This window comes from Actinoplanes campanulatus (assembly GCF_014647795.1).
GTDB classification, from domain to species: domain Bacteria; phylum Actinomycetota; class Actinomycetes; order Mycobacteriales; family Micromonosporaceae; genus Actinoplanes; species Actinoplanes campanulatus.
The window spans coordinates 1-16,227 of record NZ_BMPW01000050.1 but is presented as its reverse complement, the minus strand read 5'-3'; the positions used below and the strand labels follow the sequence as shown (position 1 = coordinate 16,227).

Annotated in this window: 13 protein-coding genes and 2 pseudogenes; 3 read left to right on the top strand and 12 right to left on the bottom strand. The window is 65.3% G+C overall.

The genetic code is table 11. The annotated features are described in order from the left end of the window. A partial coding sequence (locus IEZ13_RS47340; protein WP_229795798.1) for a hypothetical protein occupies positions 1 to 200 on the top strand: 200 nt, incomplete at its 5' end. Positions 201 to 270: 70 nt separating this feature from the next. Here the strand turns inward: IEZ13_RS47340 and IEZ13_RS45545 are convergent. Beyond that, a complete protein-coding gene (locus tag IEZ13_RS45545; protein WP_183228009.1) occupies positions 271 to 585 on the bottom strand; it encodes a hypothetical protein in 315 nt (104 codons plus the stop codon). A gap of 51 nt (positions 586 to 636) precedes the next feature. Here IEZ13_RS45545 and IEZ13_RS45540 point away from each other — a divergent pair, with 51 nt between their 5' ends. After that, on the top strand, positions 637 to 1,710 hold the full coding sequence (locus tag IEZ13_RS45540) for a nucleotide kinase domain-containing protein (RefSeq protein ID WP_229795797.1): 1,074 nt from the start codon (positions 637 to 639) through the stop codon (positions 1,708 to 1,710). 34 nt (positions 1,711 to 1,744) lie between these two features. Here the strand turns inward: IEZ13_RS45540 and IEZ13_RS45535 are convergent, their stop codons facing one another. The 4 genes from IEZ13_RS45535 to IEZ13_RS45520 are packed head-to-tail and all read right to left on the bottom strand — an operon-like array spanning position 1,745 to position 4,161. Next, positions 1,745 to 2,542 (bottom strand): thymidylate synthase family protein, encoded by a 798-nt coding sequence (locus IEZ13_RS45535; RefSeq protein ID WP_183228010.1) that lies wholly within the window; start codon positions 2,540 to 2,542, stop codon positions 1,745 to 1,747. Positions 2,543 to 2,551: 9 nt separating this feature from the next. Next, positions 2,552 to 3,508, bottom strand: coding sequence for an ImmA/IrrE family metallo-endopeptidase (locus IEZ13_RS45530; protein WP_183228011.1), 957 nt, complete (start codon positions 3,506 to 3,508; stop codon positions 2,552 to 2,554). A 6-nt stretch (positions 3,509 to 3,514) separates the two neighbouring features. After that, complete coding sequence (locus IEZ13_RS45525; RefSeq protein ID WP_183228012.1) at positions 3,515 to 3,904, bottom strand: helix-turn-helix domain-containing protein; 390 nt, start codon at positions 3,902 to 3,904, stop codon at positions 3,515 to 3,517. A 2-nt stretch (positions 3,905 to 3,906) separates the two neighbouring features. Further along, complete coding sequence (locus IEZ13_RS45520; protein ID WP_203834208.1) at positions 3,907 to 4,161, bottom strand: hypothetical protein; 255 nt, start codon at positions 4,159 to 4,161, stop codon at positions 3,907 to 3,909. Positions 4,162 to 4,289: 128 nt separating this feature from the next. Here IEZ13_RS45520 and IEZ13_RS45515 point away from each other — a divergent pair, with 128 nt between their 5' ends. Continuing rightward, positions 4,290 to 5,168 (top strand): nucleoside triphosphate pyrophosphohydrolase family protein, encoded by an 879-nt coding sequence (locus tag IEZ13_RS45515; protein ID WP_203834207.1) that lies wholly within the window; start codon positions 4,290 to 4,292, stop codon positions 5,166 to 5,168. 328 nt (positions 5,169 to 5,496) lie between these two features. On the opposite strand, the gene IEZ13_RS45510 is transcribed toward IEZ13_RS45515, so the two are convergent. The 7 genes and pseudogenes from IEZ13_RS45510 to IEZ13_RS45480 form a co-directional block, all read right to left on the bottom strand. Beyond that, positions 5,497 to 6,627 (bottom strand): Wadjet anti-phage system protein JetD domain-containing protein, encoded by a 1,131-nt coding sequence (locus IEZ13_RS45510; RefSeq protein WP_203834206.1) that lies wholly within the window; start codon positions 6,625 to 6,627, stop codon positions 5,497 to 5,499. Further along, positions 6,611 to 11,068, bottom strand: coding sequence for a coiled-coil domain-containing protein (locus IEZ13_RS45505; protein WP_183228014.1), 4,458 nt, complete (start codon positions 11,066 to 11,068; stop codon positions 6,611 to 6,613). Before IEZ13_RS45505 ends, IEZ13_RS45510 begins: the two co-directional genes overlap by 17 nt. A 12-nt stretch (positions 11,069 to 11,080) precedes the next feature. Further along, on the bottom strand, positions 11,081 to 11,875 hold the full coding sequence (locus IEZ13_RS45500; protein ID WP_183228015.1) for a hypothetical protein: 795 nt from the start codon (positions 11,873 to 11,875) through the stop codon (positions 11,081 to 11,083). Then, positions 11,872 to 13,806, bottom strand: coding sequence for a hypothetical protein (locus IEZ13_RS45495; protein ID WP_203834205.1), 1,935 nt, complete (start codon positions 13,804 to 13,806; stop codon positions 11,872 to 11,874). The genes IEZ13_RS45500 and IEZ13_RS45495 overlap by 4 nt, the downstream gene beginning before the upstream one ends. After that, positions 13,803 to 14,339, bottom strand: a complete 537-nt coding sequence (locus IEZ13_RS45490) for an RNA polymerase sigma factor (protein WP_183228016.1) — start codon at positions 14,337 to 14,339, stop codon at positions 13,803 to 13,805. Before IEZ13_RS45490 ends, IEZ13_RS45495 begins: the two co-directional genes overlap by 4 nt. Before the next feature lie 207 nt (positions 14,340 to 14,546). After that, positions 14,547 to 15,101, bottom strand: a pseudogene (locus IEZ13_RS45485) (IS630 family transposase); the annotation flags it as partial. 28 nt (positions 15,102 to 15,129) lie between these two features. Next, a pseudogene (locus tag IEZ13_RS45480) lies at positions 15,130 to 16,023 on the bottom strand (IS3 family transposase); the annotation flags it as partial. Positions 16,024 to 16,227: the final 204 nt, after the last annotated feature.

The following is a 16,227-nucleotide window of genomic DNA, read 5'->3' as shown; positions in this document are numbered from 1 at the left end:
GCATAGCTGAATCTTCTCCCAGGTTTCGATGTCTCCATCAAACCCGGGGCGGAACAACTGATGCCATCGCGTTGGGCTACCGGTCCTTGATGCGAAAGCACCCTGACATCGCCGTAGCGGTGCCCGACGCCCCGATCGAGCAGGTTCACGCATTCATCGCCGATGAGCTGATCAAACGCAAACTCGCGGTACGCCGTTAGCCCGACCTCCAGGTAGCCACGTCCAGCACCTTCTCGCCCGACTCCGCAGCGCGGGCGTATCGCGGCGTGCTTACCCGGGCAGCGCTTCGGTGACTCGCCGCAAGGCATCCCACAGATCGCCGGGCTGAACTTCGTAATGCAACGCAGACCGTGACCCGTGGTCGCGGGGCTGGGTCGCGAGCGTTCCGGCCGACTGGAGACGCAGCATCACCGGGCGCACGATGCTGTCGCCCAGACCGGCATGCCGGGCCACCATACGGGTGGTCACGCCTTGATTGCCTGCCTGGGTTAGGTCAACGATCGCCCGGATCACGTCTGCCGCGGCGCGGTTACCGAAGATTGCAGCTGAAAGCGACCGCCGGTCGTCCGCTGCCTCGCTCTGCATAACTGTATAGTGCAACACGTTACGCGAATCGCGTCACAGGAGGCGGCAGAATTGATCACCGCGACAACACCGGCGCAGCCTCGGCAGGACGTGCCCACCAGCAGCCTTCCGGAAGAAAAGCTGGCCGGGGACGGTGAGCGGCCGCCGCCGGTGATCATTGCGGGCAGGCGACTGTCTCCCACCGTGGTGTTCGACACGTACTGGAGATTCGCCGCCGCCCGTCAGGCGATCTATGAGGCGCGCATCGCTGGCCTGCCAGGACCTTGGACTGAGGACCCGATCTTGAGCGCGCACCGGTTCACCAACTGCTACCGAGCCGCTGACCGGGTCAGTCAGTACCTGATCACGCACGTGTCCTATGGCGAAGAGCAGAGCATCGACGAGGTGTTCTTCCGGACGTTGCTTTTCAAGATCTTCAACAAAATCTCGACGTGGGAGTTGCTCACCGCGGCGCTGGGCACGCCGGCATGGACGACGTACAGCTTCGACCGGTACAACACTGTGCTCAGTGAGGCGTTCGCCCGCAAACAGCGTCTGTACTCGGCGGCATACGTGGTTCCGCCACCGTCGCTGGGTGAGGAACGCAAACACAGCAATCACCTGCGGTTGCTGGAGATGCTGATGCGCGCGGACGTACCGCGCCGGATGCGGGACGTCAGCTCGATGCAGACGGCTTTCGAACTCCTGCGTGGCTACCCCGCGATCGGCGACTTTCTGGCCTACCAGTACCTGATCGACTTGAACTACTCAGCGGCGTACGACTACGGCGAGATGGAGTTCGTCGTTCCAGGACCGGGTGCGCGTGACGGCATCCGCAAATGCTTCGGGGTAGCAGCGATCGGTATCGAAGCCGACATCATCCGGTACATGGCAGACCATCAGGACGAACACTTTCAGCGGCTAGGCTTGCGGTTCCGCGGCCTTCGCGGCCGGCCGCTACAACTTATCGACTGCCAGAACTTGTTCTGCGAGGTCGACAAATACGCACGCGTCGCTCACCCGGACGTCGCGGGGCTCAGCGGCCGGACCCGGATTAAGCAGCGTTTCCAAGCCGTCACCGATGCAGTCCCTGCCTGGTTCCCACCGAAGTGGGGCATCAACGGCAGCGCCCCCGCGTGGAACTGACCACTGCCGACTTACTGCGCGACATCGGCGGTCGCTAGGCCGCCAGCATCGGCACGCTCTCGAAGAAAAGCGGCCGCAGCATCCCGATGGCATTGCCGTCGAGCTGCGCGTATCCGGCGATCACGGTCAGCATGCCCGGCTTCAAGTCGCTCTGCCGGGCCACGTAGGCCAGCAAGTCACCCAGCCCGAGGTAGTTGCCGTATGCCTTCTCCACCATGTAGTGGCTGCGATACAGGGCAGTCAGGTGCAGCTGGCGGGTTCTGTTGTCCAGCTGGAAAGAACAGTGACTCAGGCACGGGAACTGCATGATGCCGTTGTCTCGGCCCGGTACGCGGATGGGCGCGGAGGTGCTGTAGGGCTCGACGTCGTCTGTCGCCGGGTCGACGAGGTTGGCTTCGTAACAGGCTGACTTAGGGTTGGTACGTCCCTGTAGGAGCAGCTGGCGGATGATGCCGGCGAGCTGGTCCACGCTCTCGTCCTTGCCGGGAAAGTCGATCAGCCGTTGGAAGTAGGTTCCCAGTCGGTTGCCGTTGTGCAGCCGCTTCAGCGCGGGATAGAGGCCTTTGTATCGTTCCACGAGCTCTTCATGCGTTGCCGCTTTGGCCGCGAGCGCGGCCGGGAAGATCGTGTTGGCGACGGTGCTGACCGGCTGCATGCCTTTGGCCGTGAGGATCCGATCGAGTTCAGCCCGGACTCTCGGATCGTCGCGCTGCGGGTCGACGATCCGGACGACCGTATGGAAGGCACGGTGCGAGCGGTTCTCCAGTAGGGCTCGGCAGGCTCGGATCCACGCGGTGGAGACGTCCGGCGCCTGGACGTTGAAGGTTTCCACGCCAGCTCCTTACTCCTGGTCGGCGGCTTGGGGGTGATCGGGCTCAGGGGTGGAGCCCCAGGCCTCTGCAGTGCCGAGCCGGCGCACCGGCGCGACTACGGTGACCGAGATCGGCGGGTGGCCCGGCACCTCAACGATGAATGCAGCCGACTGGTGGAAATGGTCGGTGACTTCCACCGTTGCACCGGCCCTCCACGCCGGTCCGCTCGCGGCGCTCTCTGCAGACCAGGGTTCAGGATCCGTGGCGATCAACCCGTGAGGCAGGTTCGCGACGCGACTCCCCGGTGGTAGCAGAAGAACGTCTCCCGCTGCGACGTGCAGCACCCCCCTCCCGGCCGAGGGGCGAATCGGGAACAGCTGTGACGTCGGCTTGTTCAACGTGGGCGGGTGCAGGCGCGCCCGGAGACGCTGTGGCGGGACGCGTGGCCATGAGGATGCGGATCTCGCATCGATCTTCTTCAGGCGGCGTAGGTGGCGTACCGTGCCGGCGTAGGACGTTCCAAGCCAGCGGGCAACCTCATAGGCCTCTTCCGGTTGCTGAACTTGCTCGATCCCGATGCGACGCAGTGCGGCATCCACCGCCTGTGGCGGCATGAGGAACCAAGCCGCGAAGCTCTCCGCCTGCTTCTCGACGGCAGTCCATACACGCTGTGGCTGCAGACCGGCGATGTCGAGATCGGTGTCGGCCCGGCTGCCGTGGTCAAAGACGTGATGTCCGAGCTCATGGGCCGCAGTATGCCGCAGACCGATCTCATCCAGTGACGCGTTGAGCAGCATCGCCGGGCCGCCGTCATCTGGCCCGAAGTAGAACCCGAAGAGCTTCGGCATGGAACGGGTCATGCAGTCGATACCCGCGACACGCAACGCGGCGAACACGTCGACGTAGCCTGCCCGGTCGATGTCCAGGTCACGGTGCACCTGGGGAGCACGCAGCATTGCGGTCGCGTTCGCGATCTGCCAGTTCATGGCCCTTTACGACTCCCCGTCATCGCCGGTGCTCTTCTCCGCGATGCGCTTGAACCGCAGGTACTTGGCGTACTCCAGCACTTCGGCGACGTCACCGTCAGTCAGCCCGGCAAGGGCGCGCGGGAGGCCGGCGAGCGCGTGTTCACCGACGTCGGCGTCGGCGTTCTCGTCGAGGAAGTAGGTGGTGGGCAGGCTGTACAGCCGGGCGATCTTCTTGAGTTCCAGGCTGTCGACCCGTCGCATTCCACGTTCGATGTCGCTGACCGCGCTCCGTGCGATGCCGGTGTTCTGCGACACGTATTGCTGGGACATGCCGAGGTACTCACGTGTGGCCTTCAGGCGTTCGCCGAGCCGGCGCAGTTCGGGGTCGGTGGTGCGGGTGTCCTGCTGTTCCATAGCTACAAACTTTCTGTGATGACCCGGTGGACAGTTTCGGCGAAGGCCCGCACCGAGCGGGCGGACCGCGCAGCCTCGGCATCCGCCGAGATCTTGATCCGGTACTTCGCCTCGATGTCAGTCAGGATCTCTGCGATGAAGACGGAGTCGATCGGCAGCTCGTGCCCGTCAGCAGCGAGCCGCGCTTCGAGGTCTCCGGCGGGTTCGTCCAGGCGGACGGCGAGTGCGTCGATGATCGCGGACATCACGTCGCTCACCGTCGGGCTGTCAGTGCTCGTTGTCCTCACCCCATCTGACTGTCGGAAAATCCGACCCCTTGTGGCATCATACGACGAGCGCCGTCTGGAATCCAGACGGGCAGTCGACTCATCCGACAGGGGTGCTAATGGAGTTCGGCCGGTATCAGAAGGCAGCGGTCAAGACCTTGCAGGGCGCGGGAACCAAGCTTGACTCGATCGTCGTCCCGCTGCTCGGCCTCCTGGGCGAGGCCGGCTCAGTTGCCAGCGCATACAAGAAGCACCTACGCGACGGCGCCGACCGACCCATCGGCAAGCAGCAGGTCCGAGAAGAACTCGGCGACGTCCTCTGGTACGCGGCAACACTGGCCGACAGCTTCGGCCTTGACCTCGACGACGTCGCCGCCGCCAGTCTAGAGAAAGCCAAGCAGCGGTGGCGCCCCTCCGAACCGACCGAGCCCCTCCTCGACGAGCACTTTCCACCAGCCGAACAGCTTCCGCGCCGGGCGACCTTCACCTTCACCCCCACGGCCCGGGAGTCCGACGGGCGAACCGTAGTCGTGCTGAGCCACGACGGGAAACCAGTCGGCGACCCCCTCACCGACGCCTCCACCATCGATGACGACTACCGATACCACGACGCCTTCCACCTCGCCTACGTCGCCGTCCTCGGCTGGTCACCCGTCATGCGGGCACTACTCAAGGTCAAGCGCAAGAGCAACCCAGCAATCGACGAGGCAGAAGACGGCGGCCGCGCCGTCGCCATCGAGGAGGGCGTCTCCGCTCTCGTATTCTCCTACGCCTCCCGGCACGGCTTCTTCGACCGCCTCCAGCACGTCGACAACGAACTCCTGCAGACCATCATGACCATGACTGCGCACCTTGAGGTAAGCACCTGCAGACCTGCCGACTGGGAGCAGGCCATCCTGACCGGATACCGCTGTTGGCGAACCCTCACAGCACAGAACGGCGGGACTCTAGAGATCAATATGCAAGAACGCACCATGCAGGTTCTCCCAGCAAATTGATACGGACGCGCCCGGCCAACGCCACCTGCATGAGCCGATCTTGGAGCTCGACAGAGAACCGTTGCCAATACGGACATATTCAGGAACTGGTACGGGGCCTGTAACGCGAATTAACAATCCCCGGTTTCACACCCCTGATCATATTCGGGCGGCCCTGGATCCCTCAGACAAAAATAACAACTACAAACTCGGCGCCGCCGTCCAGTTCGCTGCCGTTTGGCGCCGCAAGGGCGAGCCTCGCCTCGCGGCTGCAATCCGCTCCGACAAGGTCGGCTACTCCCTAACTCCGGCTGCCCCTGATCATGCTGCCGCGTCGAGACCGGGTGATTTAGAGGAGGTCCGCGTGCCACTTCCGGGTATTGGAAAGGTGGCGGTATCCAACCCACTCTTGAGCCATTCGGCGACCTTGCATCAGCAGCTCGGCGGCGGCATCGCGGTGTTCCTCGGGAAGCCATGCGGCGAGCGCCTGTGCCTGGTCTTCATCCGCGGCCGGGTCGCGCGCTTGCCAACTACGGCCCGTCGCGAACAGCTCCGTGTAGAGACCGGCCGCGGGGAGCACCTGCGGCAGATCTGCCGTGCAGGCCGCCCGCTGGGCAATGCTGGGAATGCGGAGGCCGGAGAGGTCCAGGTCGCCGAAGTAGCGGATTCGACGGATCTCGTTATGGTCCACGATGGACCGCACTGATGCCATGAAGCTCGCTCCCAGACCCCACGCGATATGTCCCACGTTGTGGGTCTCTGGTAGAGATCGAACGAGTGACCACCAGGTGGCACTGTTCTCCACCACTAGCAGAAGGTCACCTTTCCCGACACAGGTCCATTGGTTCTCTGCCACCTCCTCGAGTACACGTCTGCTCAGCAACGGAGGTGGAGTAGCCACGGCATGCAGCAGGTTCAGGAGCCGCGCCTGGTCTCCAAAAAGGGGACCTTCGCGCATATCGTCCAGTGCTTTCTCCGGGAACGGAAATGCCTCCTCGTCGCCGGCGGCGCTGAAGATCTCCAGTGTACGTTCTCGTAGCGGAACCACGGTGGTGTCGGGGTTACTCAACAACCACGTGTTGATCGCTTGATAGCGGACGCGCTGCTTGTCTGTGGCAGTAGGCCAGGCGTCCTCGAGGCTGTACAACAGTGGGTGCCAGCGGGGCATCCGCGGCATGGCTTTCGGTGATCTCGCCGTGACGGGCACGATTCTAATTTTCGTGGGTAGGGGGATTCGCTCGGCGTCGGTGGCACGGGCCGGCACGATCAAGGCTCGCGCCGTCAGCACGGATAGGCTGTCCCGGAGCATCTCGGTTGCGGTGCCATCGCTGCTCCTGCGCTGATAGATGATGTGGAAGCAGCGGCGCACCTCGTCGATGGGCACGTTCTTGCGGGTGGTGCCGGTCCATCGTCGCGCTGTCGCCCATTCTGTGAGTTTCTGATAGAGGGCCTCCGCAAGCCGCTCAATACGTGTCGCCACGGCGTCGCTCCGGGATGAGGATTCGTGTGGGAGTGACAACGCCGGTGTCGTCGGGTGATGCGAGCCCTTCCAGATACGGCATGATCCGCTCATCCACCGAGAGGTACTTGCGCCCGGCGCGGAGGTCCGCGTCGTTTCGCAGGCGGACGATGAGTGGGAATCCGGCGAGAGCTTCCTCCTCATAGAGACCTGTGGTGTAGATGAGTTGGACGCCCAGGGCGGCGGCCACCCCGCGTTGCAGGTCGAGCAGATAGGTCGCGGATGCCCGGCCGATGGGGTTGTCCAGGAACAGCACGCCGGAATGGTGACGACGGGTCTTCCCCAGGTCGTTCGCGCGCAGGGCGGCGAGGGTGCAGTAGAGAATGATCGCGGCCGTGAGATGTTGTCCGCCGGAGAACACGTCCCGCACAGCGGAGATCCGGACCCGCTCGGCACGTAGCACCGCATCCGGTTTGAGCATCGTTACTTTGAAGCCCTTGGGCACGGCGGCCCGGACCGCCCGCTGCACCACGCCGAGACCGTCGCGTTTCTCAGTTGCGATGTAGCGCTCGACAGCATCGTCGAGTACCCCACCCAACTGGTGCGCGAGCAACTCGCCCTCGACGGGGGTGCCACCGATATGCAGGAACTCCAGTCCCGTCCACTCCCCCAGTCCTTCGGGCAGTTTCGACAGGCGTTGCGCTGCCCGTAGCTTGCGCAAGGCGCTGTCCACGATGGCAGTGAGCCGTTCGAGGATGATCGTCCGGTGCCGGTCGACCTGTGCCAGGTCATCGGAGAGTGACCGCAGGCGTGGTCGCAGTTGCCGAACCCACTCCGCGGCGTACCCGGCCAACGCTGAGATGGCCACCTCGCTGATCAACGTACGGATCGGGACGGTGAGGCGCGCGAACCGTGTCTCCGCGGCAAATTGGCGCAGCCGTTCCGCGAGCGCGTCTAGGCCACGCTGGGCTTCCGCGGCTGCCTTCTGCTTCTTGACCGCGGCACGCTGGTGGTCGCGGTACTGATCGCCGGCCAAGCCGGCATCTCCGGGGAACGGCTCGACACCGGTGGCCTCGGCCGGGAACTGGTCATCACGTGCGGCCCGGTGCATGTCAATGATGGTCTTGAAGGACTCGACGGTGGCCCTGGCTCGTTCCGCGTCCTTCCGGGCCACGGCGAGCTGAGCGATCCGCTCCTCGTGCTCCGCCTTGGCGTCAGCGGCGGCTGTCACGGCGGCGGCGGTCAACTGCTCGCCGTGCGCGACGTCGCGCGGCTGGTCCGGCTGGCTCAGCGCAACGGCCGGTCTCGGGAGTTGCCGGAGACGTTCGTCGAGCCTGGTGGTCTCCTCGGCGGCTCGGGTGTGCCTGTGGGCTGCGGCTCGCAGCGCGTTGTCGGCGTGACCGATCGCGGCCGCACGTGCGGCGCCATCCGCGCCGTTCGTCGAGGCAAGCAGCACGCGAGCGGTATCGCGGACCTCGGCGGGCGTCTTCTCCCATAGCTGGAGTGCGTCCTTCGCCCTGTTCTCGGCCTGTGTCAGTTCTTTGAGTTGGTCGTCGCCGACTTCCGCCTTCTCGTAGACCCGCTGCGCCTGGCCGAGGACCGCCCTTAGCACCGCGACGGGTTCTGCCGGTATCGGGTCCCTGGAGTCAACCGTGGTTCCGGTGGGAAGGTCTCGGGCCTCCTCGCGGATTCTCTCCGCCAGCGCCCGTTGGCCGTCGGCTCGCCTCTGCCGGTCTTCAATGTCCCGACGAAGTAGATTCACCATGCCGAGCAATCGGGCCGCCCGTTGCTCGCTGGCCACCGCCTGGTCCCTGGCCTGTACGGCATCCCGCCGCCAGCCTTCCGCTTCCCGTCCGCGGCTGGCCAGTTCGGCGAGCTGACGGGATCGTTCCTTGAGCGTGTTGAGCGCCCGGCACTTGCTGGATAGCGCGCTCTGGACGCCGTCGCGTGCCACGATGGCGTGCTCGAGCGCCCGCTCATGGTCGTCCACGTCAGCGGCCGCCTTTTGCACGGCGGCCTCCGCGGTGGCAACCGATTCAGCGAGGCCGCCGAGGGTACCGGGAGGGAACATGCGGCGCCACTCCGCCAGCCTGGCAGCGAGCGCCCGGTCCACGCTGTATAGGGCATCGAGCTCAGCCAACCGCGCCTTGCGGATCGCGTATCTCTCGGCGATCCTCGCGTACTCGGCTTGCGCCGCTGTGTGGTCGAACAGTCCCGCGTTGGGCGGGGCAACGAACCCGGCCGTTGCCGGAATGGCGAGATCAATCTGTGCGTCCACCACGACATCGAACGAGCGGGTCGTGGCTACGAATACGGTGCCGGTCGGGTGCGAGTCGCACGTATCGATGATCTCCCGGGCGCGGGCCAGGTGCTCGGGCTTGTTGACCAGCACGCCGCCTGCCAGGTGTGGCAGGCGGCGGACGAGATCGGCACGGATCGTCTCGTCGGTGCGGTCGGCTAGGTAGTCCCACCCGGTTCCGCAGGCGATTCCCTCCGAATCCAGCAGGTCACGGATCCGGATGACCTCCTGATGGGGCGATAGCAGGGCTTCCGGATCGGCCTGCCACACAAGCAGGGCAGGTTCGTCGGCGGCGTTCCCCACCTTCATCTCGGTGCGCTGAGCGTCGATGTCCGATTGTGCGTGTGCGAGCTGGTCGAGCAATGTGTCAGCGTCATACTCCAGCAGGACGTCGGCAGTATCGAGCAGTTCCACCAGGCGTGGCTCCCGGGCAAGAACCTCGGTGGCGTCCTCTGCCCGTCGGAGCTCAGCTTGTGCGCCGGCGTAATGGCTCTGGGCGGCGATTCGGGCTTCGCGTGCCTGCGCCAGCCCTGCCTTGGCCTCGTCCACCTCTGCCCGGCGTGTCTCCAGGAGCAGTTCCGTCTCGGTGATCGCTGCCATGTCAGCCCGGACGCTCTCGGCCAGGGACGCCGAGTCCTCAGCGAGAGTCGCCGGTGAGGTGATCAGGCTGGCCCGTACCGCTTGCGCCACCTCGGCATCTACGCCTGCGATACGTTCCTGCAGGTGTGCCGCCAAGACATTGGCCTGGGCGGTCTCCTGAACTGCGGCCTGCCAGGTTTGCTCTGCATCCTCGGTCGTACGTCGTACCTCGGCGAGTTCGGACTCTTCCTGGCTGGCCTCGGTGTCGGCCCGATCAGCGGTACTCAGGAGGGCGCGGGCCAGTTCGCGTGACCGTGCGTCGCGTGCGGACAATGCAACACGGGCCGCATCCTGCCGTTGCCCCACCACCTCCCGCAGAGCAGCGGCCAGCCCGCTCGACTTCTCCAGATCCAGGAGTGCCGGCGTGGCCGCCCAACTGTGGACGACATGCTCGGCCTTGCCTTTCGCATCGGCTGCGGCTTGCTGCTCAGCGTGTGCCGCATCACGCCGGAGTCGCGCGGTGTGATGGTCCAGCGCGGCATGGATGCCGACGGCACGGTTCCGCGCGCTTTCAGCCGCCGCGACCCCCTCGGCTACTTCCTCGATGTGCTTCTCACGATGCTCGAGCAGCCCGTTCTCGTGATCCACCCGAGCGACCAGCCGCGCTACCAGTCCGTCGAGGTCGGACACTGCTCCGGCGGCCTCGCCGACGGCCTGCTCGGTGACGGACCGTTGCTGGTCGAGTGGTTCCAGATGTGCGATGGCATCTGTAACGAATGTGCTTTCCAACTCCAGGTCGGCACGGGTGGCCAGCGTCCTCGCGTGCACGGCGATCGACTCGGCGAGATCGCCCAGCTCATCGGCTGGGAGTACGGACTTGAGCAGAAAATCGACGAAAGCCTCGTCGGTGGCGAAGGTGAATGCATCGGCAGCCTCGCCCTCTCCGGCGTTCATCGCACGCTGGAATCGGAACAGCTCCGAATCCAGTCCAAGCTTGACGAGCCACGCCGACCACCTCGCGTGTTTGTCAGCCCACTCGAGATCAAGGACGGGATCCTCATCAGCGAGGTCGTCGAGGCGGGACCGGAAGTCGGAAGCAACAAGATTGTGACCGTCATCGGCGAATGGAAGCGTCGCGATGTTGACTAGATCGTTGGGCCGAAGGCTGTACCACAGGTCGACGAGGTTCTCCTCGCCGGACTGGGGACTACGCCCGCGCCAATCGGACACCTTGCCGGTGAGAAGAAGCCGGCCGGTCCGGGTATGCATCCACTCCAGTACCACGTGTGCGACGTCGTGGCGGCCCACGAAGTTCTCGAGCACCTTCGTGTTGGAGGTGCCAACCACGTGACGTCGTCCCGGCAGCATCACCGAGAAGATCAACTTGATCAGCACCGACTTCCCGCCGCCGTTCTCGAGGAAGAGAATCGAGGCTGGTGACGGCCGCCGCAGCTCGGGACGGCCGAGCTGCAACTGCTGATCCGGTACGGGGTCTCCCGCGCCCGACAGATCGATGATGACGTCTTCATAACGTGCACCGGAAGGGCCGACGGAGTACAGCCTTACCTTGGAGAGCTCGTACATCGCTTCCTCTGTTCAGATCTGCGGGTCCGTGGCAATGTCCAGGCCACCGCCGGTCGATGGGGGCACCACACCGAGATCGAGTAGTTCGCGGAACGCGGCCTGCGACGCTAGCTGGCGAACGTGGATCTGGTAACGGCTGGTGGTACGGAACGCCTCGTCGCCTTCCTCGCCCATGGCTTGCAGGAGTCCGCGCTCGACGAGCCAGCGAAGGGCCCGGCTGACCATCCCGCGGGTGCTGTCGCTATTTCGTCGGTTGTCCTTGGTCGACGCGACTTCGTGGCGCCGCTGGTAGGCGCGCCACGCACGCTCCAGCTCCGGTTCCTCCGCCGACGGGTCAGCGTTGACGCTGTCCCGATTGGCGCGTTCCTCCAGTAGTCGGCATGTCTCCCGGACCACCAGGTCCACCGACTCGACCGAGACGCGGCCGACGTACTGATCGTTTGCCAGGTCATCCGGCCGGGGAAAGCTGAGGGCCGCGACCGCGAGGTGCGCGATGCCGTGAAGCAGCTTCTCGGTGTCAGGCCTCTCCCGGTGCTTGGCCTGGCGCGCGTACTCATCGATCCTGATCTCGAATGCTGAGCCGGCCTGCGCCGCCAGCACGATGCCGCTTCGCCTGGTGACGTCAAGCACAGTCAGACCCAGCCCGTCCGCGATGGCGCTCACCGACGCGGCGAAGACCTCGTCCTGCTGGTAACGCAGCACCAGATCGCGGTAGACGAGGTCGCGGTCCGGGGCCTGCCTGCCACGAAGTCCCAAACCGACCAGCCGGGCGGCTTGCTCGGTGTCACTGACGTCGGGCCGACTCACGCAGACTCCTTCAGCACCGTGCCGGGCTGGTCCGCCGCAGCGTCCACCACCTTGGCGGTGGTCAGTAGCAGGTCGTCACCGGTCACGCCGGGAAACGTCGGATCGATCGGCCAACCGGCCGGGACAGCGAGCAGAACCCGGTCGTGGCCGTGCACCACTGCCGCACCGATCCCCGGGCTGTACGCGTGCGCGGCACGTAGTGCCACCAGCACCGGTAGGTCGTCGTCGAAGTCCGCGGCTTCTCGCAGCAACGATCCGAGGTCACAGATTTCCTCGCCGAGATCCAGCAAGGCGGCTGCCCGTCGCCGGTGTTCGTCGGTGAATCTACGATGGTCAGGGACCGGGTCCACCTCGGGAACAATCACGGGGCCAGCCGTGGCGGAACGGTCCGCCACCGGACGCAGCAGCATCGACACCAGCGCCGGGAGGGCCATGACATCCGGCGGACACACGCCGGACGCGAGACGGAAGAACGTATCCAGCGGGGCCACCGCCTCGGAGACAGGGAGTTCGAGCAGCGGTCTGAGGAGCTGTCCGTGCAGGTCCAACGCCGCTCGTTGGGGCGGGCCGGAGAACTGCTGACGGTCCTGCTCCTCACGGAACACGCTCCGCGCTGACTGCAGGCGGCTCTGGAGTTGGGTGTGCCTCCGAATGCAGTCCGTGACAATGTCGACGAGCTCCGCCGCCCGGAGTTTGTGGCCCGGGTCCTCCGACCCGTCACGCGCCTCGGTGATGTTACGGAGGATCGCGTGCTCAACCTTGCAGCGGCCCTCGACGTGGGCCAGCGCCCGGTCGAGCATCTCCGGCAGTTCGTGCTCCCAGTCCACCACCCGCACGTTGCGGCGGGTAGCGTCGAGCTTGTGTCGCAGCATCTCCCCGTACTGCACCGTTCGGTAGCGGGCCTGCTCCGCAGCGATCCTGGCGTCCTCCAGTTGACCCCGGTTGATCAGATTGTCGAGCTTCACCTCGGCCGCCACCTGAGCGGATTCGACATCGGTGTCGAGCGCGCCGACGAGCACGTTGATCGCCTCGTCGGTGGCCCGTAGGTAAATCTCGCCTTTGACGCCGGCCACCTCGCGGATCAGCTTGAAGTCGAAGGTATGACGCTGATAGGTGCCGTCGGCGTCGATCTCGCCGTAGACATGCCGGAACACCCGGCCGCCCGGGCCTACGTTGATCAGTTTCTCCAGGACCCATCGGGCCACCCGCCGGTGCTCGGGGGCTCCCCGGTCCGGGGCCTGCGACGCCACGAACGGCGTGACCCGATCCTCGACGACCTCGTGCACCACCCCGGTGTCGAAATCCATGGCAATGGTGACCTGGTCGATGATGTGCATCGCGATCTCGGCCATCTGGTAGACCGCGGCGTCGATGCGCTCAAGTTTGGCTTTGTGGTGGTCCAGTTCGTGCAGTGGGACCGTGCACGCGAGTGCCTTGAGCCGGCGAGTCAGTCCGAGGTCCGCGCTGGCAGTCGAACCGATGCCGCGCCCTGGAGCCGCAGGTAGCTCCTGCCTCTGCGTGACCGTGATCGCGGGCGGCGCGATGGGCGCCTGATCGGCCGGTGACGATTCTGTCGGCCGCTCAGGGAACGAAACGCCTAGCGCGGTCCGGCACCGTGCCACCAGGTCGACAGCCTCACAGAATCCCTCGGCCTCGGCGAGCAGTGCCCAATCCAGCGCCTCGGCGTACCGCTTGGTGCGGACCAGTAGCCCGGAGAGCAGCAACAGCGAGTCGCCGACTCCTTCTCGGGCGGCCACCCTTAGGTTTTGTAGCGCCTCGTCGAGTCGTCCGGCGTGTTCCGCCTTGCGTCCGTTCTCCAGCGCCAGCTCAGCGTGGTCGAACGGGGACATCTCGGTGCGTGGCGGGCGGCGCCGATGTCTAGTCTCCACCAGCTTCATCCAGCGCCGGACGCTGAGGTCGTCGTCGATCATCGCGCGTCGTCCGTTCGCAACGCCTCGAGCTGGGCACGAGCCCGGGCAAGGTTGGAGCGGACGGTGGACTCCTTTATGTTCAACCGCGCCGCGATCGCGGCGGCTCCCATGTCCGACTTCCAGGAGAGGTCGATGATTCGTCGCTGTTGAGGGGGAAGTCTGGCGATGGCCTCCTCAAAGTCGAGGCTCGCCGCTACCTCCGCCGAATGATCCGAGACCACCTGTTGATCGATAGTCAGCGGCACGGTAGGCAGCCGTTGTCCATTGCGGCGCATATGGAAGAGCTTGTTCTCAGTCACCCGCATGACCCAGCCCGTAGGATCCTCCATCACCGAAACACGCTGCCAGCACTCGTGCGCCTTGATCAGGGCCTCTTGGGCTGCGTCCTCGCCCTGCTGTGGACTGTTCGCGATCCGGCGACCGTGGTCGAAGACCCGGTTCTTGTTCTCGCGGAAGAAGTCCTCGTAGCCGGATTGCGGCGCGGCGCTGTCCGGGACGGCATCATCCGCCGGATCCTCGCTCGTTGTCGGCACCACTCTCCCCTTCCGCGGATGACTGTCGGAGGAAGAAGTGCTGTGGGGACCCGATCCGCTGCACGAGACGTCGTCTTCCGTCCTTGATTCACCCGATCGGTGCCGGGCGTACGTCGCGGCGATCACGCTCCCTCGTGGTCAAAGCGGCGGGACGTACACCATGTCCGTTATGACGATTCAAGGTCCCGATCCGGAAGGTGCGCCTGCCTAGTGCCGTGAGTCGTTGATTCGGCTGCAGTAGCGGGCGATGGAGTCGAGGATCTGGTCGGCGGTCTTGGTCCAGACGTAGGGCTTGGGGTCGTCGTTCCAGGTCTGGATCCATTGCCTGATGTCGGTGTTGAGTTCGCGGACGCTGCGGTGGGTGCCGCGTTGCAGTTTCTTGGTGGTCAGCTCGGCGAACCAGCGCTCGACGAGGTTGAGCCAGGAACTGCTGGTCGGCGTGAAGTGCAGGACGAAGCGAGGGTGGGCGGCCAGCCAGCGCTTGATCGCCGGGGTCTTGTGGGTCGAGGCGTTGTCCAGCACGACGTGGACGTCCAGGGCGGCGGGGACCTGCTGGTCGAGGGTGGTCAGGAACTTCTTGAACTCGATCGCGCGGGTGCGGGCGTGCAGAGAGCCGATGACTTTGCCGGTGGTCAGGTAGAGGGCGGCGTAGAGGCTGGAGGTGCCGGCCCGGACGTAGTCGTGGGTGGCCCGCTGCGGGGTGCCGGGCATCATCGGCAGGATCGGTGCGGTGCAGTCGAGGGCCTGGATCTGGGATTTGGGCCTTACCCCCGGAACTTGGACACGGGGTTTATGCGGCTTGGACGATCGTAGTTGATGTTGCGTGGATCCGCTCGTAGGTGATCGGTGACTGCTGTCCGAGCCGGGAGTGGCGGCGGACGGTGTTGTAGCGGTGCAGCCAGCGGAACGAGGTCAGCCGAGCGTCGCGTTCGTCGGTGAACGCGCGGCGGCCTTGCAGGGTTTCGCGTTTGAAGCTGGCGTTGAACGAATCGGCCAGGGCATTGTCGGCGGAGCTGCCGACCTTGGTCATCGATTGCCCGACCCCGACTGTCTTGCAGGCGGCGGCGAAGTCCTTCGATGTGTACTGGGCTCCGTGATCAGAATGGAAGATCGCCCCGGCCAGGCTGCCGCGGGTCCGCTGAGCGGCGTTGAGGGCGTCGATGACCAGTTCGGTGCGCATGTGGTCGGCGATCGCCCAGCCGGCGAGGCGCCGGGAGTGCAGGTCGATGACGGTGGCCAGGTAGAGGAATCCGCGCTCACCGACCGGCAGGTAGGTGATGTCGCCGACGTAGCGCTGATTGGGTGCGGGTGCGGTGAAGTCGCGGCGGATCAGGTCCGGGGCCTTGGCCGCAGCCTGGTCCGGGATCGTGGTGCGGTGGCGGCGTAGCCGTAGTCCTTGCAGGCCGATGCCGCGCATCACCCGGGCGACGCGTTTGTGGTTGACCGGTGTCCCGTTGTCGCGCAGTTCAGCAGTGATCCGCGGGGCGCCGTAGGTGGTGTCGGCGGTGTGGATGGCCCGGATTCGGGCGGCCAGCATGGTGTCGGCGGCCTGCCGGGCCGCTCTGGCCGGTGCGGTGGCCTGCCAGTAGTAGAAGCTCGAGCGCGCCACGCCGAGGATCTGGCACAACCGCTTCACGCCGTAGCGTTCTCGGTGGTCGGCGACGAACTGGAAGCGGTTCAGGAGCCGTCAATCAACTACTGAATGACTCGACTTGGTGTGACTTGTCGTGCGGTGTTGCCATTTTGTGGTGATGACAGAGTCCATCATGGCGGTTCTCGAGGTGAAGTTCGCGGCGATGCTGCCTCACCTGGACGAACGGCAGCGGCGCCTGTGTCAAGCCCCGGGTTTGATGGAGAGTTGGTTAGCTGGTTTTCAGGGGTGCGGTGA

Bases quoted from the DNA above. Each gene is read 5' to 3' on its own strand.
- IEZ13_RS45505 (WP_183228014.1), bottom strand. From the start codon at position 11,068: ATGTACGAGCTCTCCAAGGTAAGGCTGTACTCCGTCGGCCCTTCCGGT.
- IEZ13_RS45530 (WP_183228011.1), bottom strand. From the start codon at position 3,508: ATGAACTGGCAGATCGCGAACGCGACCGCAATGCTGCGTGCTCCCCAG.
- IEZ13_RS45495 (WP_203834205.1), bottom strand. From the start codon at position 13,806: ATGATCGACGACGACCTCAGCGTCCGGCGCTGGATGAAGCTGGTGGAG.
- IEZ13_RS45515 (WP_203834207.1), top strand. From the start codon at position 4,290: ATGGAGTTCGGCCGGTATCAGAAGGCAGCGGTCAAGACCTTGCAGGGC.
- IEZ13_RS45525 (WP_183228012.1), bottom strand. From the start codon at position 3,904: ATGGAACAGCAGGACACCCGCACCACCGACCCCGAACTGCGCCGGCTC.
- IEZ13_RS45545 (WP_183228009.1), bottom strand. From the start codon at position 585: ATGCAGAGCGAGGCAGCGGACGACCGGCGGTCGCTTTCAGCTGCAATC.